Genomic DNA, 17,982 nt, shown 5'->3' on the forward strand with positions numbered 1-17,982 from the left:
GGCGGCGCGGACGGCGGCCCACGGATCGAGCGGGGTGACCGGCGCGTCCGAGCCGATGGCGAGGGAGATGCCCGCGGCGGCCATCGCGGCGAAGGGGTTCAGCGCGACGGCACGGTCCTTGCCGAGCCGTGCGGCATACATGCCGTCGGGTCCGCCCCATGCGGCGTCGAATCCTGGTTGCACGCTGGCGATTACGCCCCAGGCCGCGAGCTTGGCGATCTGGTCGGCGTCGAGCAGTTCGGCGTGTTCGACGCGGTGGCCGCGTGCGGCGACGGCGGGGCCACCGAATTCGGTGACGACACGGTCGAATCCGGCGATGATCGCGTCCATGCCCGCGTCGCCGATGACGTGGAAGCCTGCCTGGATGCCTGCTTCGGTGCAGGCGCGGACATGGGCGGCGACGGTGTCGGCGTCGAAATAGGCGCGCCCGGTGCCGGATTCGTCGGCATAGGGGTCGCGCAACCAGGCGGTGTGCGAGCCGAAGGATCCGTCGACGAACAGGTCGCCGCCGAGCGCGTGCACGCCGAGGTCGGCGACCAATGCCCGCGCCTCGTCCGCGCTGCGCACCGCTTCACCCCAGTAGGCGCGCACTTCGACACCGTGCCGGAATTCGAGCAGTTCACGAACGTCGGTGCGCCCGGAGATCTCCGGGCCTGCGCATTCGTGCACCGCGACGACGCCTTGCGCGGCCGCGTGGTCCAGTGCCGCGCCCCTGGCCCGATCCCGTTGTGCCCGATCCAGTTCCGCGAGCACGGCGGTGCGCACCAGGTGGTGGGCGTTCGCCCGGACCGGTTCACCTCGGGTGTAGCCGTCGGTGGCGGTCACCTGCGGCAGCGCGTCGAGCAGCGCGGACGAGACGACCGCGGAGTGCGCGTCGATCCTGGACAGGTAGACGTGCCGAGCGCCTGCCGCCTTGTCGATCTCCTCGACCGTCGGCGGCCTGCCCTCCGGCCAGGTGGTCTCGTCCCAGCCGTCGCCGACGATCGCACCGTCGGGCCTGGTCGCGGCGAAATCGCGCAACAGCGTGAGGCAGTGCTCGAGCGAACGGGCAGGCGACAGGTCGAGCCCGGTCAGCTTCAGTCCGAGCGCGGTGGTGTGCACGTGCGGATCAACGAACGCGGGTGCCACGAACGCACCGCCGAGGTCGATGACCTCGGCGTCCGGATGCAGTGCGCGACCAGGCTGTTCGGCACCCAGCCACACCACGGTCCCGTCGGTCACGGCCATCGCCGTCGCGTCGGGGGAACTCGAACTGTAGATGCGACCGCCGACCAGCAACTGGGTACTCACAACTGACCAGTCTGCCGTATGCCCGATTCGGGCAGCGGTCCGGTCAGCCGTGCAGCGCAGGCTCCGGCGTGACGTCTTCCGCGTGCGCGAGCAGCGTCATCACTTCGGCGAACCGCGGCGGCGCGGAGCCCGAACCTTGCGAGCACCCCGCCTCGACGGCGATCAGCTCCAGCCGCAGCGCGGCGGCCGTGAACCCGGAAATCGACTGTCCCGCAGCGGCGGCCGCTCGTTTGACGGCGGCTGCCAGCTCTTCGCTCACCGTAATGGTGAGTTGCTCGGTGGCCATCGCGCCACCATAGACCCTTTTCGCACGGATCCCTAGCGCGTCCGGAGTGGCTTTACTACTCGTTGGTAATAGACTTTACTTCTCATGGCAATCGACCGACTAACAGCGCATCTGGAAACGTCGGCTGTCGTAGCCGACATCGGTTACTGGAGTGGTCATTTGTTGTCGGTGGCTTATGTCACGCTCTGCGGTGATGAGCCGCCATACCGCCTTCCGGTACTGCCTCGACCCCACAGTCGAGCAGCAGCAGGTGCTCGCCCGGCATGCCGGGGCGGCGCGGTTCGCGTTCAACAAGTGCCTGGACTTGGTGAAAACCGCGCTCGATCAGCGCAAAGTCGACCCTGAGCAGCAGGTGCCGTGGACCGGGTTCAGCCTGATCAATGCCTTCAACGCGTGGAAGAAGACCGAGGCGGCGGGCCGGGTGATCGCCGTCGACCGGGGCGGGGTCGCCGAGATCGTGGTGACTGGTCTGGTGTGGCGTAACGAAGTGTGCCAGCAGGTGTTCGAGGAAGCTGCCGTCGACTGCGGCCGCGCCTTGGCTGCCTTCTCCGACTCCCGCACCGGCAAACGCCGAGGCAGGAAAGTCGGGTTTCCCCGTTTCAAGAAGAAGAACGCCACCACTGCCGTCTCGTTTCGGCTGCGCAACAAGACCGCCAAATCCGGGCGCACAGCGATCCGCGTCGGCGACAACGGGATCCCTCGATCCGTGACCCTGCCCGGTTTGGGAACCCTCCGGGTACGGGAGGACACTCGTCGGCTGCGGCGCCTGCTGGCGAACCGGCGCGCGAAAGTCCTCTACACCACCGTCACCCACCGGGCCGGTCGCTGGCAGATCAGCGTGACCACCCAGGCCGCCGACCTACATCCCGCTCGCCACCACACACCCCGTGTAGTCGGTGATGACGGTGGCTGGGTGGGGATCGACCGTGGGTTGTCGGCGTTTCTGGTCGCCGCCACCGCCGACGGCACCGAAGTCGCGCGGGTCGATAACCCGCCCAAACCCCTGGCTGTCGGGTTGCGCAAGCAGCGGCGGCTGGCGAAATCGTTGTCTCGCAAGCAGAAAGGATCCATCAACCGCAAGGATGCGGCCGCAGCGTTGGCGCGCCATCATCACCGTGTCGCCACTACTCGCCGCCACTTCCTGCACCAGGTCACCAATCAGCTGGTCAACACCCACGACCGGCTGGTCATCGAGGACCTGAATGTGGCAGGCCTGCTCGGCAACCGCTCTCTGGCACGCGCGATCAGCGATGCCGGATGGACCGAGTTCGCACGGCTGCTGCGTTACAAACAACAGTGGCGCAATGGCACGATCGTCACCGCCGACCGCTGGTACCCATCGAGCAAACGCTGCTCAGCGTGTACGGCCGTGAACTCCGGCCTGACTCTCGCGGATCGGATGTTCGCCTGCGGGTGCGGGTTTCGCGCCGACCGTGACCACAACGCAGCAATGAACCTCGCGGTGTGGCCGATGATCAAGCCCGAAGACTCTCCTCGATCCCCGGACCCCCAGGCAGGAGGCCGGGTTACCAATGCTCGCCGACGGGAAGGCGCTGACCGACACCCTGGCGGTGTCGGTGAAACCGGCCCGAACGACGCGAGAACCGACGTCCACGCCACGCAGGTGGCGTGAACCGACGACGCCCGAGAAGGGCGGTGTCTGAACCCATCAAGGGTATTCAGACACGCTTCAAGACTTGGTAATCGCACGTCGGGCGTTGCCCTGGCCGTCGTCGTACCACTGCTGCACGACCACGCCGTCGACCACCTGGTCGCCGTCGATCACCACGCCGCGGTAGGGCATGGCGGCGGCGAGCTTGCCGAACCGGCGGGCGGCGAACGCGGTGACCACCGGCCGCACCAGGAACCTGGTCGGCGGCAACAGCAACAGCAGGCCGAACAACGAGGTGACCAGTCCAGGCACGAACATCAGGAACCCGCCTGCGGCGACCAGTGCACCATCGGCGACCGCGGTGCCCGGCGGAATCTCGCCGCGCCCCGCGCGGCGGAACTGCTCGAACACCCGTCGACCCTGCGCACCGACCAGCAGCATGCCCGCCGCGGACCCGGCGATCAGCAGCAGGATGGCGGGAATCACGCCGAGCCACTGGCCGACGGCGACCAGCGCGGCGATCTCGGTGATCACGTAGAGGACGAAGACTAGGGCGGGCATGGCGTTCCTTTCGGACGGTCTACCTCTTGCAACGTCGGAACGCCGCGTTTTTCTCCCGGATCCGCCTGAGAGCCCCCTGAGATCGCCTCAGCCGACCGCTTCGCGGTGCCCGCTCATCATGTCGATCAGGCGATCCAGCCCGTCCTCGCCGAACATCATGGTCATGTTGGCTGCGGATTCGGCGGCGAGTGCGGCGCTGCGCGGGAAGAGCGCCATTTCGTAGGCGGCGAGCGCCTGCTCGATGTCGGAGTCGGCGACGAGGGCGGCGGCGAGTTCGGCGCCGTCGAGCATGGCGAGGTTGGCGCCCTCGCCCGCGAACGGCGACATGAGGTGGGCCGCGTCGCCGAGCAGCGTCACACCAGGCACCCGGTCCCAGCGGTGCCCGACCGGAAGCGTGTGGATCGGGCGGACGACGAGCGGATCTTCGGCATCGGCGATGAGCGCTCGCAGTCGCGCGTCCCAGTCGTGGAAGTGTTCCAGCACAGCCGCTTTCGCGCCCGCGGTGTCGGAGGTGTCGAGCTGGCTCGCCCAATCGACGGCCGCCGCGACGTAAGTGTGCACTGAGCCGTCGGTTTCGTGATGGGTGAGCAATCCCTTGCCATCCGCGAGGGCGAACATCGCGCCGTCGCCGGTCAATTCGGCGGTCGCGGGATGCTCGGCCGCCGCGTCGAGCAGGTCGCATTCGACGAACGAGATGCCGGAGTACTCGGGGGTCGCCGCCGAGACCAGCGGCCTGACCTTGGACCAGGCGCCGTCCGCGCCGACCAGCAGGTCGGTGGTGCAGGTGGTGCCGTCCGCACAGGTCACCTCGTGCCGCCCGGCGCCGAGCGCACGCACGCCGGTCACCTTGGCGCCCCACCGAATGGTGCTGTCGGGCAGCGAGTTCAGCAGCATCCTGCGCAGATCGTTGCGATCAATTTCGGGCCGATCACCGTCGCCACCGGAGTCGGTCACTCGGATGGCGCCGTGCTTGTCGACGATGTGCATCGCCTCGCCACCGGGATGCACCAGCGCACGGAACTCGTCGAACAACCCGGCGGCGCGCAGCGCGGCCTGACCCGATTCGACGTGGATATCGAGCATGCCGCCCTGGTTGCGGACGGTCGGCGACGTGTCGAGTTCGTAGACGGCCGTTGCTATTCCGTGCACATGCAGCACCCGGGCCAGCACCAGGCCACCGAGCCCGGCCCCGACGATGGCGATGCGATGGTGTTCCGACATGGCAGTACCCCTAACGATTCGCGATGGGTGACGGAAGGTAGAACCTATCCGCCTGGTCGAACCAGGCCCGTCTCGTAGGCCAGCACCACGGCCTGAACCCGGTCGCGCAGACCGAGTTTGGTGAGCACGCGACCCACGTGCGTCTTCACCGTGGCCTCCGAGAGGAACAACTGCTCGGCGATCTCCGCGTTCGAGCGGCCCGCGGCGATCTGCTCGAGCACCTCGCGTTCGCGCGCGGTGAGCACATCGAGCACCCCCGGGTCGCGCATCCTGGCCGGATCCTCGGCGATGAGCCGATCCAGCAGTCGCTTGGTCACTTTGGGCGACACCACCGCGTCACCGGCGGCGACGCTGCGGATGGCGGAGATGAGGTCTTCCGGCGGCGTGTCTTTCAGCAGAAACCCGCTCGCGCCTGCGCGCAACGCGCCGAGCGCGTGCTCGTCCAGGTCGAAGGTGGTCATGACCAGCACACGACAGCCGTGGCCCGCGTCGACGATCCGCGTTGTCGCGGTGACGCCGTCGACGACGGGCATCCGCACGTCCATCAACACCACGTCGGGCCGCAGTTCGGCCGCCCTGGTGACCGCGGCCGCCCCGTTGGCCGCCTCCCCGATCACTTCGATGTCGGGGTGTGCACCGAGCACCATCTTCAACCCCATGCGCATGAGTTCCTGGTCATCGACTACGAGAACGGTGATCGGCACGCACCTAATCTAACGTGCCGACGGCGCGACCCCGAAGGTCAACTACTCCGCGAAGCCTGGATCGAGCGGGATGGTCGCGTGCACTCGCCACGCTCCCTCCGGCGCGCGACCGGCGTCCAGGGTGCCGCCGAGCACCGCGATGCGTTCGCGCATGCCGACCAACCCCATACCGCCGCCTTTGATGCGGACCGCTGGCGCGTCGAGCGGGACGCCACCGCTGTCGGTGATGTCGATGGTGACGTCGTCGTCGCGGCGGCGCACCCGCACCCACGCTTTCGGATGCGGGCCCGCGTGACGCAGCGTGTTGGTCAGCGACTCCTGCACGATGCGGTGCACACCGAGGCTGACCTCGGGCGCGATGTCGTCGAGTTCGCCGGTCAATTCGAGGTCGACCGCGAGTCCGGCGCCGCGCATCATCTCGACTACCCGCGCGATGCCTGCCGTCCCGTGCTGCGGCAACGAGTCCGGGGCGTGTTCGGTACGCAGCAGCGCGACGGTCTTGCGCAGTTCGCGCAACGCTTCTCGCCCGGTGCCCGCGATGGTGGCGAGCGCCTGCTCGGCCGCGTCCGGGTCGCGGCGCAGTGCGTATTTCGCGCCGTCGGCCTGCACGATGATCACGCTCACCGCGTGCGCGACCACGTCGTGCAACTCGCGCGCGATGCGGGTGCGTTCGGTGGACACCGCGTCGTGCGCGCGACGTTCCTTGTCGTAGTCGGCGACCGCGAGCCGCGCCTCGACCTCGGTGTCGTAGGCGTGGCGCGCGCCGATGAACTCGGCCAAGGTCCAGCACAACGCGTAGAACATCGCGGTGAAAACGAGATCGGTGGTCGCGGTGCCCGCGATCGCGACATAAGAGAGGACGCTGTCGGCCACCAGTGCGGCCCCGAACCACACCCCTTCCCGGCGTCCGACATAGGCGACCAGCGTGTACAGCATGATGCCGAGGCTGAACAGCGTGATGTGCGAGGCTTCGCGCTCCCCGACCACGTATTGCACCGCGATCGCGGTGAACGACAGCAGCAGCGACACCACCGCGACCGCTCGCGGATAGACCCGCCGGAACACCAGCGGCAGCGGGATGAACACCCCGATCGCCAGGTAGGCGATCTTGTTCTCGGCGGCGGTGACGCCGAGAATCTCGACGACCAACAGGGCAAACGTCAGCATCGAATCTGCCACGATGGGCTTCCCGCGAAGCCACAGACTGAACCGACGCACGTCGAACAGCCTAAGGTGACCGGCTTCCCGGCAGCGCCCGCGCCACGACCGCGCACTGGACTGGTCACTGGTCCGCCGAACAGCTCGACGTCGCAGGTCTGCTTGGCTGAGCGCGTGCAGATCGGTGATTGGGTGGTGTTGTTAACGGCCGCGACGGCCGCGGGCTGGGTCGACGCGGTGGTCGGGGGTGGCGGGTTGATCATCCTGCCGACGTTGTTCCTGGTGGCGCCGACCATCGCACCGCAGACCGCGCTCGGCACCAACAAGCTCGCCGCGGTCGCAGGCACCGGCGCGTCGGTGCTGACCTTCGCCAGGAAGGTGCCGATGCGCTGGCGGGTGCTGCTGCCCGCGGCGGCCATCGCGGCGATCACCTCGGGAATCGGTGCGGCCGCAGTCTCTTTGATCGACCGCGAGCTGTTCATTCCGATCGTGATGGTGGTGCTCGTCGGCGTCGCGGTGTTCGTCACGCTGCGACCGTCGATCGGGGTCACGCTGGCCACGCACGCGCCGACGCGGCGCAAGGTCATCCTCACCGTCGCGCTCGCCGCCGGCCTGGTCGGCTTCTACGACGGCCTACTCGGGCCCGGCACCGGGACCTTCCTCATCATCACCTTCGCCACCCTGCTCGGCACCGAGTTCGTCCGCGCCGCCGCGATGGCGAAGGTGATCAACTGCGGGTCCAACGTCGGCGCGCTGATCTTCTTCGGCGCGACCGGGAACATTCTGTGGGCGCTCGGCGCGGCCATGGCGGTCGGCAACGTGATCGGCGCGATCATCGGATCGCGGATGGCGTTGGCCAACGGCGCGAAGTTCGTGCGCGTGGTGTTGCTCGTTGTCGTGATCGGGATGGTGATCCGGTTGGGCTGGCAGCAGTTCGGCTGATCAGCCGACCGTCTCGACCTGGGCGAGCCAGGGCTTCAGCACCCGCGAGGTCGTCTCGTGGATGCGCCGGTGCAGGCGTTCGCCGTCTTCGGCGCCGTTCAACGGCTGCTGGAACAGCACGGTCAGCGCACCGGACACCGCGCCGACCACGGCACCGACCAGTGCCGCGGCGCCGACCTCGTCCAGTTCGGCGGGGAAAGCCACATGCAATTGACGGGCGATCTCGCGCTGCGCGACCAATTGCGCGTGCGCGGCCCGGCCGCTCACCGACGGCACGGTGCGCGACACCTGCGCGCGCAGCGCGGCGATCCGCGCGCTGAGGTCGTCGACGAGATGCTCGCCGGGGTTGTCCCCCGCCGCCCGTAACGCCCGCAACAACACCTCGACCGGACGCTCACCGGGACGCCGACTGCCGATCGCGGCCACCGCGGCCCGCACCCGCTCGTCCGTCTCGGGGAAGAGCAGTTCTTCCTTGCTGGCGAAGTAGTTGAAGAAGGTCCGCGTACCCACCTCGGCCGCCGCAGCGATGTCGGCCACCGTCGTTTCGTCGTAGCCTCTTGTCTCGAAAAGCTCGACGGCTGCCTCGAGCAAGGCGCGGCGGGTACGTTCACGTTTGCGGTCACGGAGGGCGGATGGCGGCACGCGGGCACAGTACGGCATTTCGCGAGGCAGACTCGGTATCCGCGGGTTTCGCGCGTGCCGTGCGGTGATCGATTGGCGCGGTCCCGACCGCCTCGTTATTCATGCTGTGCCACTGTGCATTTCATGCGTGTTTGCAGTCGATGCACGATGGCAGCGCGTGCAATCCGGGGAGCCGCAGCCACACTCGGCCGCGAACGACTACGTTGGTGCGGGTGAGCATCGCGACTTCCAAGGATGTGGACGCCGAGTTCCTCGACCTGCCACTGGCCGCGCTCGCCGGCGCCGCGTTGACCGCGGCGACGGCGGCGGGCGCCGAACACGCCGACCTCAGGGTGCATCGACTGGTGACCCAATCGATCCGATTGCGCGATGGCCGCGTCGAGGCGATCACGGACAGCATCGAGCTCGGCATCGCGGTCCGGGTGATCGTCGACGGCACGTGGGGCTTCGCCTCGCACGCCGCACTGACCCCGGACACGGCCGCCGAGGTGGCCCGCCGCGCGGTGACAGTGGCGACGACGCTGCGGGCGTTGAACCGTGAGCGGGTGCAGCTGGCCGACGAGCCGATCTACGACGACGTGCACTGGGTCTCGGCCTACGACCTCGACCCGTTCACCGTGTCGACCTCGGACAAGGTCGACCTGCTGCTCGACTATTCGGGTCGACTCTCCAGCTCCGACGGCGTCGATCACGTGACCGCGTCGGTGCTGCAGGTCAAGGAGCAGACCTTCTACGCCGACACCGCAGGCTCCCGCATCACGCAGCAGCGGGTGCGGTTGCATCCGGAGTTCGAAGCGACCACGGTCGACTCCTCGGCGGGTGTCTTCGAGACGATGCGCACGGTGGCGCCGCCGGTCGGCCGCGGCTGGGAGTACGTCACCGGCGCCGACGGCACCTGGGACTGGCAGAGCGAACTCGCGCAGATCCCGGAATGGCTCGCCGAGAAGGTGAAGGCGCCCACCGTGCAGGCGGGGCCGACCGATCTCGTCATCGACCCGACCAACCTGTGGTTGACCATCCACGAGTCCATCGGCCACGCCACCGAATACGACCGGGCCATCGGCTACGAATCCGCCTATGCGGGAACCTCGTTCGCGACGCCCGACAAGCTCGGCACGCTCCAGTACGGCACGCCGATCATGCACGTCACCGGCGACCGCACCGAGACGCACGGCCTGGCCAGCGTCGGCTACGACGACGAGGGTGTCGCAGGCCAGCGCTGGGATCTGGTGCGCGACGGGGTGCTCGTCGGGTACCAGCTCGACCGGGTCTTCGCGCCGCGTCTCGGCCTCGAACGCTCCAACGGCTGCTCCTACGCCGACTCCGCGCACCACGTGCCGATCCAGCGGATGGCGAACGTCTCGCTGCAGCCCGATCCCGAACGCGATACCAGCACAGCGGATCTCATCTCGCGGGTGGAGAACGGCATCTACATCGTCGGCGACAAGTCGTGGTCGATCGACATGCAGCGCTACAACTTCCAGTTCACCGGGCAGCGGTTCTTCCGCATCCGCAACGGCAAGCTGCACGGTCAACTGCGCGACGTCGCCTACCAGGCGACCACCACCGATTTCTGGGGTGCGATGGAAGCGGTCGGCGGACCGTCCACCTGGCGGCTCGGCGGTGCGTTCAATTGCGGCAAGGCGCAACCCGGTCAGGTCGCGGCGGTCAGTCATGGCTGCCCGTCGGTTCTGGTGCGCGGCATCAATATTCTCAACACCCGGACGGAGGCCGGCCAGTGACGGAGCAGACTCTTATGCCTGCGGGCGAGGTTGTCGAGCGGGCGCTCGCGCTGTCCAAGGCCGACGAGGCGATGGTGATCGTCACCGACGCCTACGACGCGTCGCTGCGGTGGGCCGGGAATTCGATGACCACCAACGGATCGTCGGTGTCGCGTGGCTGGTCGGTCATCTCGATCTTCCGCGAGGGACCGAATGCCGCACGGGTCGGCACCATCGGCTCGACCAGCGTCGACCCTGCCGAGATCGAAGCGGTGGTGCGCAAGAGCGAAGAGGCGGCCCGCACCGCGGAGCCCGCCCGCGATGCGATGCCGCTGCTGGAACCCGAAGGGCCATCGCAGGATTGGGCCGCCGAACCCGGTAGCACCGGGATCGAGGTGTTCACCGGTCTCGCCAGCGACCTGTCCGCGGGCTTCGACGGCAGCGACCGGCTCTACGGCTTCGCCCATCACACGATGAACACCACGTGGCTCGGCACCTCGACCGGCGTGCGGCGGCGCTTCGTGCAGCCGACCGGTTCGGTGGAGATCAACGGAAAGCGTGGCGAGGGCAGCGATCTCGCCAGCGCGTGGGTCGGTGTCGGCACCGCCGACTTCACCGATGTCGACGTGCCTGGCATGCTCACCGAGCTGTCGCGGCGGCTGGACTGGGCAAAGCGGAAGGTCGACCTGCCTGCGGGCCGGTACGAGACGTTGATGCCGCCCTCGACCGTGGCAGACCTGATGATCGCCATGGCCTGGGAGATGGAGGGCCGCGGTGCTCAGGAAGGGCACACCGCGTTCTCGCGTGCGGGTGGCACGCGAATCGGCGAGCGGCTCACCGATATTCCGCTCACGCTCTACTCCGACCCGAACGCGAGCGGGCTCGAATATCAACCGTTCGTCGCGACTTCCGCGTCGTCGCAAGCGTCGTCGGTGTTCGACAACGGCCTGTCGACGGGACGGGTCGACTGGATACGCGACGGCGTCATCGAATCACTCGTCTACCCGCGCGCCGCTGCCGCCGAATTCGATGCTCCCACTACGGTTCCCGGCGACAACCTGCTGCTCACCGGCGGGTCCGACGCGTCGATCGACGACATGATCGCCCGCACCGAGCGCGGCCTGCTGCTGACCACGCTCTGGTACATCCGTGAGGTCGACCCGGCCAGCCTGCTGCTCACCGGCCTCACCAGGGACGGGGTGTACCTCGTCGAGAACGGCGCAGTCACCGCAGCAGTCAACAACTTCCGGTTCAACGAGAGTCCACTCGACCTGCTGCGCCGGGCCACCGAGGCAGGTGCCACCCAGATCACCCTCCCCCGCGAATGGAAAGACTGGTTCACCCGAACCGCCATGCCGCCCTTGCGAATCCCCGACTTCCACATGTCGTCGGTCAGCCAGGCAACCTGAGCCAACCCCCTGTCCCATTCGGTCAGCTGGACTCCCGCGACTGGGACATGGTGGAGGCGACACGCCGTAAACGCCTCCACCATGTCCCTCTCGCGAACCTCTACCCACGCGAACGGGACACGGCTGCACCAACTCTCGCGCCGGAACCCCTCTGAGGCGGCAAGCCTCGCATCGACGCGAGAGAAACGGCTGCCGAGCCTCGTATACCGAGATCCGCACCCCCTCTGGCGATCCGCCCCGTTCTGGGGTGCTGGAAGGGGTGCGGATTCACAGAACGGGTGCGGGAGTTCAGGTGAGGGTGATCTCGATGCCGATGGTGCCCTTCTTGCCGCGACGAATGTTGCTGCCGATGATGGTGATCGGGCCGGTGAGCCAGTACTTCTTCATGAGCAGCTTGCGGACCCGGTCGGTGTCGTCGGCGTCGAGGATGCGGCCGGTGCCCTCGACGATCTCGCCGCGCGTCTTGCCCGCCACATTGCACGGCTGCAGGGTGACGGCCGGGTTGCGCCGCAGCCGCTTCACCTTCCAGCTGTCGGTGACCGTCCACACGTAGAGCTTGTCGCCGTCGGCGACTGCCCACACCGCGGTGCCGACGGCGGTGCCGTCCTTGCGGAACGTGGTCAGTAGCACGTAGTCGGCTTTGCCGATGGCGCCAAGCGTGTTCGTCATGCACGCAGCGTAACGGGGCGCGCTATTCCGACATCCGGTACTCGCCGGACTCCAGCCGTTCGAGCAGGCCATCCGTCCACCCGGCGAGATTGCCGAAGACGCCGCTCCACAGTTCCAGCAGGTCTGTCGTGTGCGGCGGCTCGTAGCGGCCGCCGGTGAAGGTCGGGACCATCTCGAGCAGGCTGGCACGGACCTCCTCGCTGCGGCGGCGCTGCTCGCGCAACTTCTCGATGACGTGCGCGCGCGGCAGCGCGTCCATGAACGCGATGCCTGCCCCGAGTTCCTCCATGTCGACGCTCACCAGCGCCTCGTCCATCAGCTTCCGGAATTCGGCCTCGCCGGCATCGGTCAGCTGGAACAGCGTGCGGCCTGGGCCTTCGGTGCTGCCCTCGGTGCCGAAGGCGGTCAACTTTCCTTCTTGCGCCAGCTGTTTCAGCGCGTGATAGATCGAGCCCGGTTTGACGTTGGTCCAGGTCTCCGCGCGCCACGACAGCAGTTCGCGGCGCACGGCGTAGCCGTAGGTGGGCTGCTGCAGCCGCATCACCCCAAGGACCAGCAGGCGCACCGCCGCCATGGACAACCTCCTCGCACATAGAAAATCTCCATAGTAATCAAGTTTGACTTCCAGGTCGGCGGCTGGTTAACCTTCTACTAGTCAAAATTGATTACCGCAGGTAAGGGGAGTTTTCATGGATGGCACGGCAGTACCGGTGATGTGGGCCGGGGACTTGGCCGAGGTCTTGGACTTCTATCGGACGCTCGGATACAAGGTGACCCACGAGCAGGCCAGCCCGTACATGTACGGCGCGGTGGCGGGCAACGGGTACGACCTGAACCTCTTCCGAGCCCTCGATGACAAGCGCCCCGCGGAGGAGCGCGACGCGGGATGCTTGGTGTTCCTCGACGAGGTCGAGGATCTGCACCGGGATTTCAGCGCGGCCCTCAAGGAACGCTTCGGCCGCGTTCCCGCGCGCGGGATCCCGCGCATCACCCGATTCCGGACCGGCCAGGGCAGATTCACAGTGGTGGACCCGGCCGGAAACAGCGTCACCTATCTCAAACGCGACGCACCCGACGTCGAGTACGGCGGATCACGCAAACTCAAAGGGCTGCAACGCATTATCGACAACGCGAGCATTCTGCGTTTCTCGAAACAAGACGACGAGGCGGCACGCAAGACCCTGGAGTCCGGACTGCGGCGGTTCGCGGCGACGGCCACACCGTTGGACAAGGCGCACGCGATGGCGGAACTCGTCGAACTCGCGGTGGCGATGGAGGATCCGGCGCGGGCGGCCGAATGGCGCAGCAAGATAACGGCACTCGACCTTTCGGCGGAAGATCGCGCCGAGATCGCCAAGCACCTACAGATCGCCTCGGACCTCCAGGAGTGGCTGGCCGACTCGGAGTAGTCCAGCACAGGATTAATGCCGAGAGGGTACTGGTGCATGTGGCCTCTCGGGCGATGCTTGCACCAGTACCTCGTGATCAGTCGACCGACTCGACAAGCGGTGCGGATATACAAGAAGGTGCCGATTTTGGGGCATCACAGGTGCGCAAGTGCGTTACGCGGGGGTGTTGGCGGCGACGGTAGCGAGGGTCAAGATTTGGGGGCCGTCGTCGGTGACCGCGATGGTGTGCTCGGAGTGGGCAGTGCGGGAACCGTCGGCGGAGCGGAGGGTCCAGCCGTCCGGGTCGGTGACGATGCGGTGGGTGGTGCGCGCGAACCACGGTTCGATGGCGATGGTCAGGCCGGGGCGCAGCCGGTAGCCGCGGCCGGGGCGGCCGACGTTGGAAACGTGCGGATCCTCGTGCATGGTGCGGCCGAGGCCGTGGCCGCCGAACTCGTTGTTCACCGGGTAGCCGTAGTCGAGCGCGACGGCGGAGATGGCGGCGGAGATATCGCCGATGTGGTTGCCGGGCACCGCGACCGCGATGCCCGCGGCCAGGGCATCTTCGGTCGCCCGGATCAGGCGGAGGTCCGCCTCGGCCGCGGTGCCGACCACGATGGTTTTCGCCGAGTCCGCCACCCAGCCGTCGATGCTGACGGCCAGATCCATGGTCAGCACATCGCCGTCGCGCAGCGCGTAATCGAACGGAAGCCCGTGCAGCACAGCGTCGTTGACCGACAAGCAGATGGTGTTGCGGAACGGGCCCCGACCGAAGGACGGCGCGTAATCCCAGTAGCAGGATTGCGCGCCGCGCTGCCGAATCCGTTCGCGCACATGGGCTTCCAGCTCCAGCAGGTTCACCCCCACCTGCGCGAGCCCGCCGAGCTCGCCGAGCATCTCGGCAACGAACTGCCCGGTGACCCGCATCCGCGCGATCTCCGCGGGCGTTTTCAGCTCAACCACGAACAACTCCCATCTCGGTATTTTAATACCACCGTAGCTCAGCCGGTATTTTAATACCAACTTGCGGTATTAAAATACCGGCTCTACGCTGATCGGATGGTTCGCCTCCCCCTGACCCCGGCACAGATCGACGCGGGCCGACGCCTCGGCGGAGCGTTGCGTGCCGCCCGCGCCGACCGCGATCTCGCTGAAGTCGCAGGTGCGGCGGGTATCTCGCCGGAGACCCTCCGCAAGATCGAGACCGGGCGGCTGCCGTCCCCCGCGTTCGGCACCGTGGTCGCGCTGAGCTTCGCGCTCGACCTTCCGCTGCAGGACCTCGCCGATATCTGGCGGGCCGCAGGGCTGGCGCAGTCCGCCTGAACGGCGACAGTTACTCGCCGCGGACCTGCTGGGTGATGGTGAGCCCAACGGATCCGTCCGCACCGCGAAACAGCTTGTGCAGCTTGATGAGCAGCGCGCCGATGATGCCGTACTTGCGCGAGACCAGGTCGCGCACCCGCTGAGTGCCCTCCGCATCGAGGATCGCGGCACTGCCCAGGTATATCTCGTCGCCCTTCGGGCGGCCGCGGGCATCGGACGGCTGCAGCGTCACGTCGGGATTGCGCCGGATTCGCTTGACCTTCCAGGTCGTCGGATTGGTCCATACGACGATCCGATCCCCGTCCGGCGCCACCCAGACAGGCGTTCCCACCGGCGTGCCGTCCTTCTGGTAGGTGGTCAGCAACGCGAACTTGCTCGTGCCCAACTCGTTCCATGTCATAGCGAAAACGGTAGGCGGCCGCGGCCCGCCGAACATCCGTCAGCGGACACAGATCCGCTGTACGTGCCCTGACGTAGCCGCGGCCCCTACCGCGTGCCGAAGCAGGCTCAGCTCACCCGCGATATCCACGGAAGAACGTGCGCACGTCCTCGAGGAACAGCTGCGGCTGCTCCACGGCGGCGAAGTGCCCGCCCTCGGCGTACTCGGTGAAATGCTCCAGGTATCCGCCCGGATTCATCACCCGCCGCATCAGCGGACTGGTGTTGAACACGGCCCACCCCTGCGGCACGCCGGAGGGTGCTGCCCACGCCATCCCGGAATGCGCGGTCTCCCAAAGGAACTGGGCGGCGGACGCACCGCTGCGGGTAAACCAATAGATGCTGATGTTGGTCAGCAACAGATCACGGTCCACCGCTTCACCTTTCGGCCGGGCCGGGTCAGTCCAGGTTTGGAACTTCTCGGCGATCCACGCCAACTGCGCGATCGGCGAGTCGCTCAATGCTGCCGCGATCGCATTCGGCTGGGTCGACTGGAGCACCAGGTAGCCCTTCTGCTCCGCCCATTGCTCTTGTGCCGCAGTGATTTCCGCCAGCTCCGCTTCGGTCAACCCCTCGGGCATCGGCAATTGCTCCCCCACCAACCCGAGCATCCCCTGATCGCTGTTCACGTGCGTCGCGATCACCCGCTCCGGGTACACCGCGGCCAACCGTGAGGTCACCCCCGCACCGACATCCCCGCCCTGCGCCACGAACTTCTCGTACCCGAGCCGCGTCATGACCTCGGCAAACGCGTCGGTTGTCCGCGCGAGCTCCCACCCGGTCGAGGCGAGCGGCGTGGAGAACCCGAACCCTGGCAGCGACGGAATCACCACATGAAACGCGTCTGCCGGGTCACCGCCGTACGCGACAGGATCGGTCAAAGGCCCGATCACATCAAGGAATTCGACCACCGACCCCGGATACCCGTGCGTGATCAGCAACGGCACCGCCCCTGCCTCCGCCGACCGCACATGGAAGAAATGAATCGTCTGCCCATCCACCTCGGTCGTGAACTGGTCGTACGCATTCAGCTTCGCCTCCTGCGCCCGCCAGTCGAACCGGTCCCGCCAGTACTCAGCCAACTCCGCCAGGTATGCGGGCGAAATCCCCCGCCGCCAATCATCTTCGGTCCCCGGCACCGCATGCGGCAGCCGAGCCTGCGCCAACCGCCGCTGCAACTCGTCGAGCTCGCCCTGCGCAATGTCGATACGGAATGGATGAATCGCTGTGTTCGTCATGAGCACCACTCTCCACCCCAATGCGGAAGACTTCCTTCCGCAATCCGAACCTTCTTCCAAATTCTTCGAGAGCAAGCCGAGCGGAGCACGAATCGGCTGCGCCGGTCCGCCTTGTGGTGATCGGCACCATGGTGTAACCGGCCGTCCCGACCTGGCTGCCGAATCTCTGATAGCCCTCGGCTATTGCGTGACAGCGGGTTTCAAATCACAGCTTGGGTGTGTCGTACAGCGTGAACGCGCCGGAGTCGTCCGCGTCGACGCCGACGAAACGCCCTGCGTGCAGGGGGTTGTTGGCCAGGAAGCGGAGCACTGTGCCGTCTGGATCCGTCACATCGAGGAACGCGCCGTATTCGCCCCGATCCACGACTTCGGAATGCAGGTAGTCCAATTCCGTTGCCCGTGCCGCCACCCGCTCGAGCTCCGCTACCGAATCCAGTTCGAAGGCAACGACATCGAAGCCGGTGAGATCCGGTTTGCTCGAACAGTATTCGCGTTCCCGCAGGGCGATTCCGAAGCCGGACGGGTGCATCAGCTGAGCGCCCCGTAACGAGCCCTCCTCGCAGAACTCGGCAGCCAACGCCAACTCCAACAGGTCGCGATACCAGCCGACACTGCGGGCAAGGTCGGTGACCGGAATTTTGACGTGCCGTATCCGAATTCCACCCACGATGACTCCCGTCCGGTCAGGCCATGCACCCGCCATTCGCGCGATCCCTGGGCCGGCGCCGCGTACGGCACCATAGCAAAATCCGCTTGTCCGGCGAGCGCGATTCCCGTTGCCGTAGCGGCGACCTCGGACCGCACGCCGTCGTTGTCCGCTGCCGCCTCCATTACGCCACGTTCGGCAGTCCCATCCCGCGCAGCACCTCGGCCGCGGTGCGGAGAATCTCGGCGTCCAGCTCGGCCATCCGATTCCCGTATCTGGCGGCGTGGTATTCCGCGAGCCGTTCTCGGCTGACGTAGTTTGTGGTAGCTCGCCGAGATTCAACCCGTCGAATCGAGAGGGTAGTAATGCTGAGCGAGGTCGAAATGAAAGCGGCCCTGCAGCGGTACCTGGACGCTTGGAACGCCGCAGACATTGATGGAGTCGTCGACATGTTCACCGACGACGCAGTGGTTCACGATCCGTATGGCCAGCAGCCGTACGAGGGCAAGGCGGCGTTCCAGGCGTTCTTCGCCGGCGTTATGGAACAACACCCGGTCTTTGTCCTCGACTCGCCGATCCGCGCCTCGTATGGCGACAGCGCCGCCATGGCAGTGACCGCCCGCGGCGCGCACCTAACCATCAGGTTCATCGACGTGATGCGTTTCGACGATGCGGGCAAGCTCGTCGAAATGATCTCCTACCGAGGCCAAACCGACCAGTGACTGGCGGTAGCA

General features: G+C 67.1%; 20 protein-coding genes. 7 read left to right on the forward strand and 13 right to left on the reverse strand.

The genetic code is table 11. The features are described 5' to 3' along the window. On the reverse strand, positions 1–1,290 hold a 1,290-nt coding region (locus tag NA11_RS15140; protein WP_069162526.1), incomplete at its 3' end, for an amidohydrolase. A gap of 43 nt (positions 1,291–1,333) precedes the next feature. After that, complete coding sequence (locus NA11_RS15145) at positions 1,334–1,576, reverse strand: ribbon-helix-helix protein, CopG family (protein ID WP_069162527.1); 243 nt, start codon at positions 1,574–1,576, stop codon at positions 1,334–1,336. A 193-nt stretch (positions 1,577–1,769) separates the two neighbouring features. Between NA11_RS15145 and NA11_RS15150 the strand changes: the two genes are divergently transcribed. Further along, positions 1,770–3,209 (forward strand): RNA-guided endonuclease TnpB family protein, encoded by a 1,440-nt coding sequence (locus tag NA11_RS15150; RefSeq protein ID WP_069162528.1) that lies wholly within the window; start codon positions 1,770–1,772, stop codon positions 3,207–3,209. Positions 3,210–3,266: 57 nt separating this feature from the next. Here the strand turns inward: NA11_RS15150 and NA11_RS15155 are convergent, their stop codons facing one another. The 4 genes from NA11_RS15155 to NA11_RS15170 all read right to left on the reverse strand — a co-directional run bounded on the left by NA11_RS15155 (position 3,267) and on the right by NA11_RS15170 (position 6,892). Beyond that, entirely contained in the window at positions 3,267–3,749 is a 483-nt protein-coding gene (locus tag NA11_RS15155) for an FxsA family protein (protein ID WP_069162529.1), read from the reverse strand. A gap of 87 nt (positions 3,750–3,836) precedes the next feature. Then, positions 3,837–4,970: an FAD-dependent oxidoreductase gene (locus tag NA11_RS15160; RefSeq protein ID WP_069162530.1), complete on the reverse strand. Its 1,134-nt coding sequence runs from the start codon at positions 4,968–4,970 to the stop codon at positions 3,837–3,839. A gap of 44 nt (positions 4,971–5,014) precedes the next feature. Then, positions 5,015–5,674 (reverse strand): response regulator, encoded by a 660-nt coding sequence (locus NA11_RS15165; protein ID WP_069162531.1) that lies wholly within the window; start codon positions 5,672–5,674, stop codon positions 5,015–5,017. A gap of 42 nt (positions 5,675–5,716) precedes the next feature. Continuing rightward, entirely contained in the window at positions 5,717–6,892 is a 1,176-nt protein-coding gene (locus tag NA11_RS15170; RefSeq protein WP_069162532.1) for a sensor histidine kinase, read from the reverse strand. 114 nt (positions 6,893–7,006) lie between these two features. On the opposite strand from NA11_RS15170, the gene NA11_RS15175 reads away from it, so the two are divergent. Further along, the gene (locus NA11_RS15175; protein WP_069162533.1) at positions 7,007–7,774 is read left to right on the forward strand and encodes a TSUP family transporter; all 768 of its coding nucleotides are present in this window, start codon (positions 7,007–7,009) and stop codon (positions 7,772–7,774) included. On the opposite strand, the gene NA11_RS15180 is transcribed toward NA11_RS15175, so the two are convergent. Then, on the reverse strand, positions 7,775–8,416 hold the full coding sequence (locus tag NA11_RS15180; protein WP_245745889.1) for a TetR/AcrR family transcriptional regulator: 642 nt from the start codon (positions 8,414–8,416) through the stop codon (positions 7,775–7,777). 212 nt (positions 8,417–8,628) lie between these two features. Between NA11_RS15180 and NA11_RS15185 the strand changes: the two genes are divergently transcribed. Both NA11_RS15185 and NA11_RS15190 read left to right on the forward strand, forming a co-directional pair. Next, positions 8,629–10,158, forward strand: coding sequence for a TldD/PmbA family protein (locus NA11_RS15185; RefSeq protein ID WP_069162534.1), 1,530 nt, complete (start codon positions 8,629–8,631; stop codon positions 10,156–10,158). A 14-nt stretch (positions 10,159–10,172) separates the two neighbouring features. Continuing rightward, a complete protein-coding gene (locus tag NA11_RS15190) occupies positions 10,173–11,546 on the forward strand; it encodes a metallopeptidase TldD-related protein (protein WP_069162535.1) in 1,374 nt (457 codons plus the stop codon). A gap of 288 nt (positions 11,547–11,834) precedes the next feature. Here NA11_RS15190 and NA11_RS15195 read toward each other — a convergent pair whose 3' ends face one another. Together NA11_RS15195 and NA11_RS15200 are read right to left on the reverse strand one after the other, a co-directional pair. After that, the gene (locus tag NA11_RS15195) at positions 11,835–12,215 is read right to left on the reverse strand and encodes a PPOX class F420-dependent oxidoreductase (RefSeq protein WP_069162536.1); all 381 of its coding nucleotides are present in this window, start codon (positions 12,213–12,215) and stop codon (positions 11,835–11,837) included. A 22-nt stretch (positions 12,216–12,237) separates the two neighbouring features. Continuing rightward, positions 12,238–12,789 carry a PadR family transcriptional regulator gene (locus NA11_RS15200; RefSeq protein ID WP_069162537.1) on the reverse strand — a complete coding sequence of 184 codons (552 nt, stop codon included), beginning with the start codon at positions 12,787–12,789 and terminating at the stop codon, positions 12,238–12,240. Positions 12,790–12,904: 115 nt separating this feature from the next. Between NA11_RS15200 and NA11_RS15205 the strand changes: the two genes are divergently transcribed. Further along, positions 12,905–13,624, forward strand: coding sequence for a DUF8817 family protein (locus NA11_RS15205; RefSeq protein WP_069162538.1), 720 nt, complete (start codon positions 12,905–12,907; stop codon positions 13,622–13,624). Between the two features lie 153 nt (positions 13,625–13,777). Here the strand turns inward: NA11_RS15205 and map are convergent, their stop codons facing one another. After that, positions 13,778–14,566 (reverse strand): type I methionyl aminopeptidase, encoded by a 789-nt coding sequence (map, locus tag NA11_RS15210; protein ID WP_069162566.1) that lies wholly within the window; start codon positions 14,564–14,566, stop codon positions 13,778–13,780. Positions 14,567–14,662: 96 nt separating this feature from the next. On the opposite strand from map, the gene NA11_RS15215 reads away from it, so the two are divergent. Further along, positions 14,663–14,926, forward strand: coding sequence for a helix-turn-helix transcriptional regulator (locus NA11_RS15215; RefSeq protein WP_069162539.1), 264 nt, complete (start codon positions 14,663–14,665; stop codon positions 14,924–14,926). Positions 14,927–14,936: 10 nt separating this feature from the next. On the opposite strand, the gene NA11_RS15220 is transcribed toward NA11_RS15215, so the two are convergent. The 3 genes from NA11_RS15220 to NA11_RS15230 form a co-directional block, all read right to left on the reverse strand. Beyond that, complete coding sequence (locus tag NA11_RS15220; protein WP_069162540.1) at positions 14,937–15,326, reverse strand: PPOX class F420-dependent oxidoreductase; 390 nt, start codon at positions 15,324–15,326, stop codon at positions 14,937–14,939. A gap of 112 nt (positions 15,327–15,438) precedes the next feature. After that, on the reverse strand, positions 15,439–16,602 hold the full coding sequence (locus NA11_RS15225; protein WP_069162567.1) for an epoxide hydrolase family protein: 1,164 nt from the start codon (positions 16,600–16,602) through the stop codon (positions 15,439–15,441). 205 nt (positions 16,603–16,807) lie between these two features. Next, complete coding sequence (locus NA11_RS15230; protein ID WP_167837646.1) at positions 16,808–17,269, reverse strand: VOC family protein; 462 nt, start codon at positions 17,267–17,269, stop codon at positions 16,808–16,810. 344 nt (positions 17,270–17,613) lie between these two features. On the opposite strand from NA11_RS15230, the gene NA11_RS15235 reads away from it, so the two are divergent. After that, positions 17,614–17,970, forward strand: coding sequence for a nuclear transport factor 2 family protein (locus NA11_RS15235; RefSeq protein WP_069162542.1), 357 nt, complete (start codon positions 17,614–17,616; stop codon positions 17,968–17,970). Positions 17,971–17,982: the final 12 nt, after the last annotated feature.

This window comes from Nocardia altamirensis NBRC 108246 (genome assembly GCF_001612685.1).
Lineage (GTDB): Bacteria > Actinomycetota > Actinomycetes > Mycobacteriales > Mycobacteriaceae > Nocardia > Nocardia altamirensis.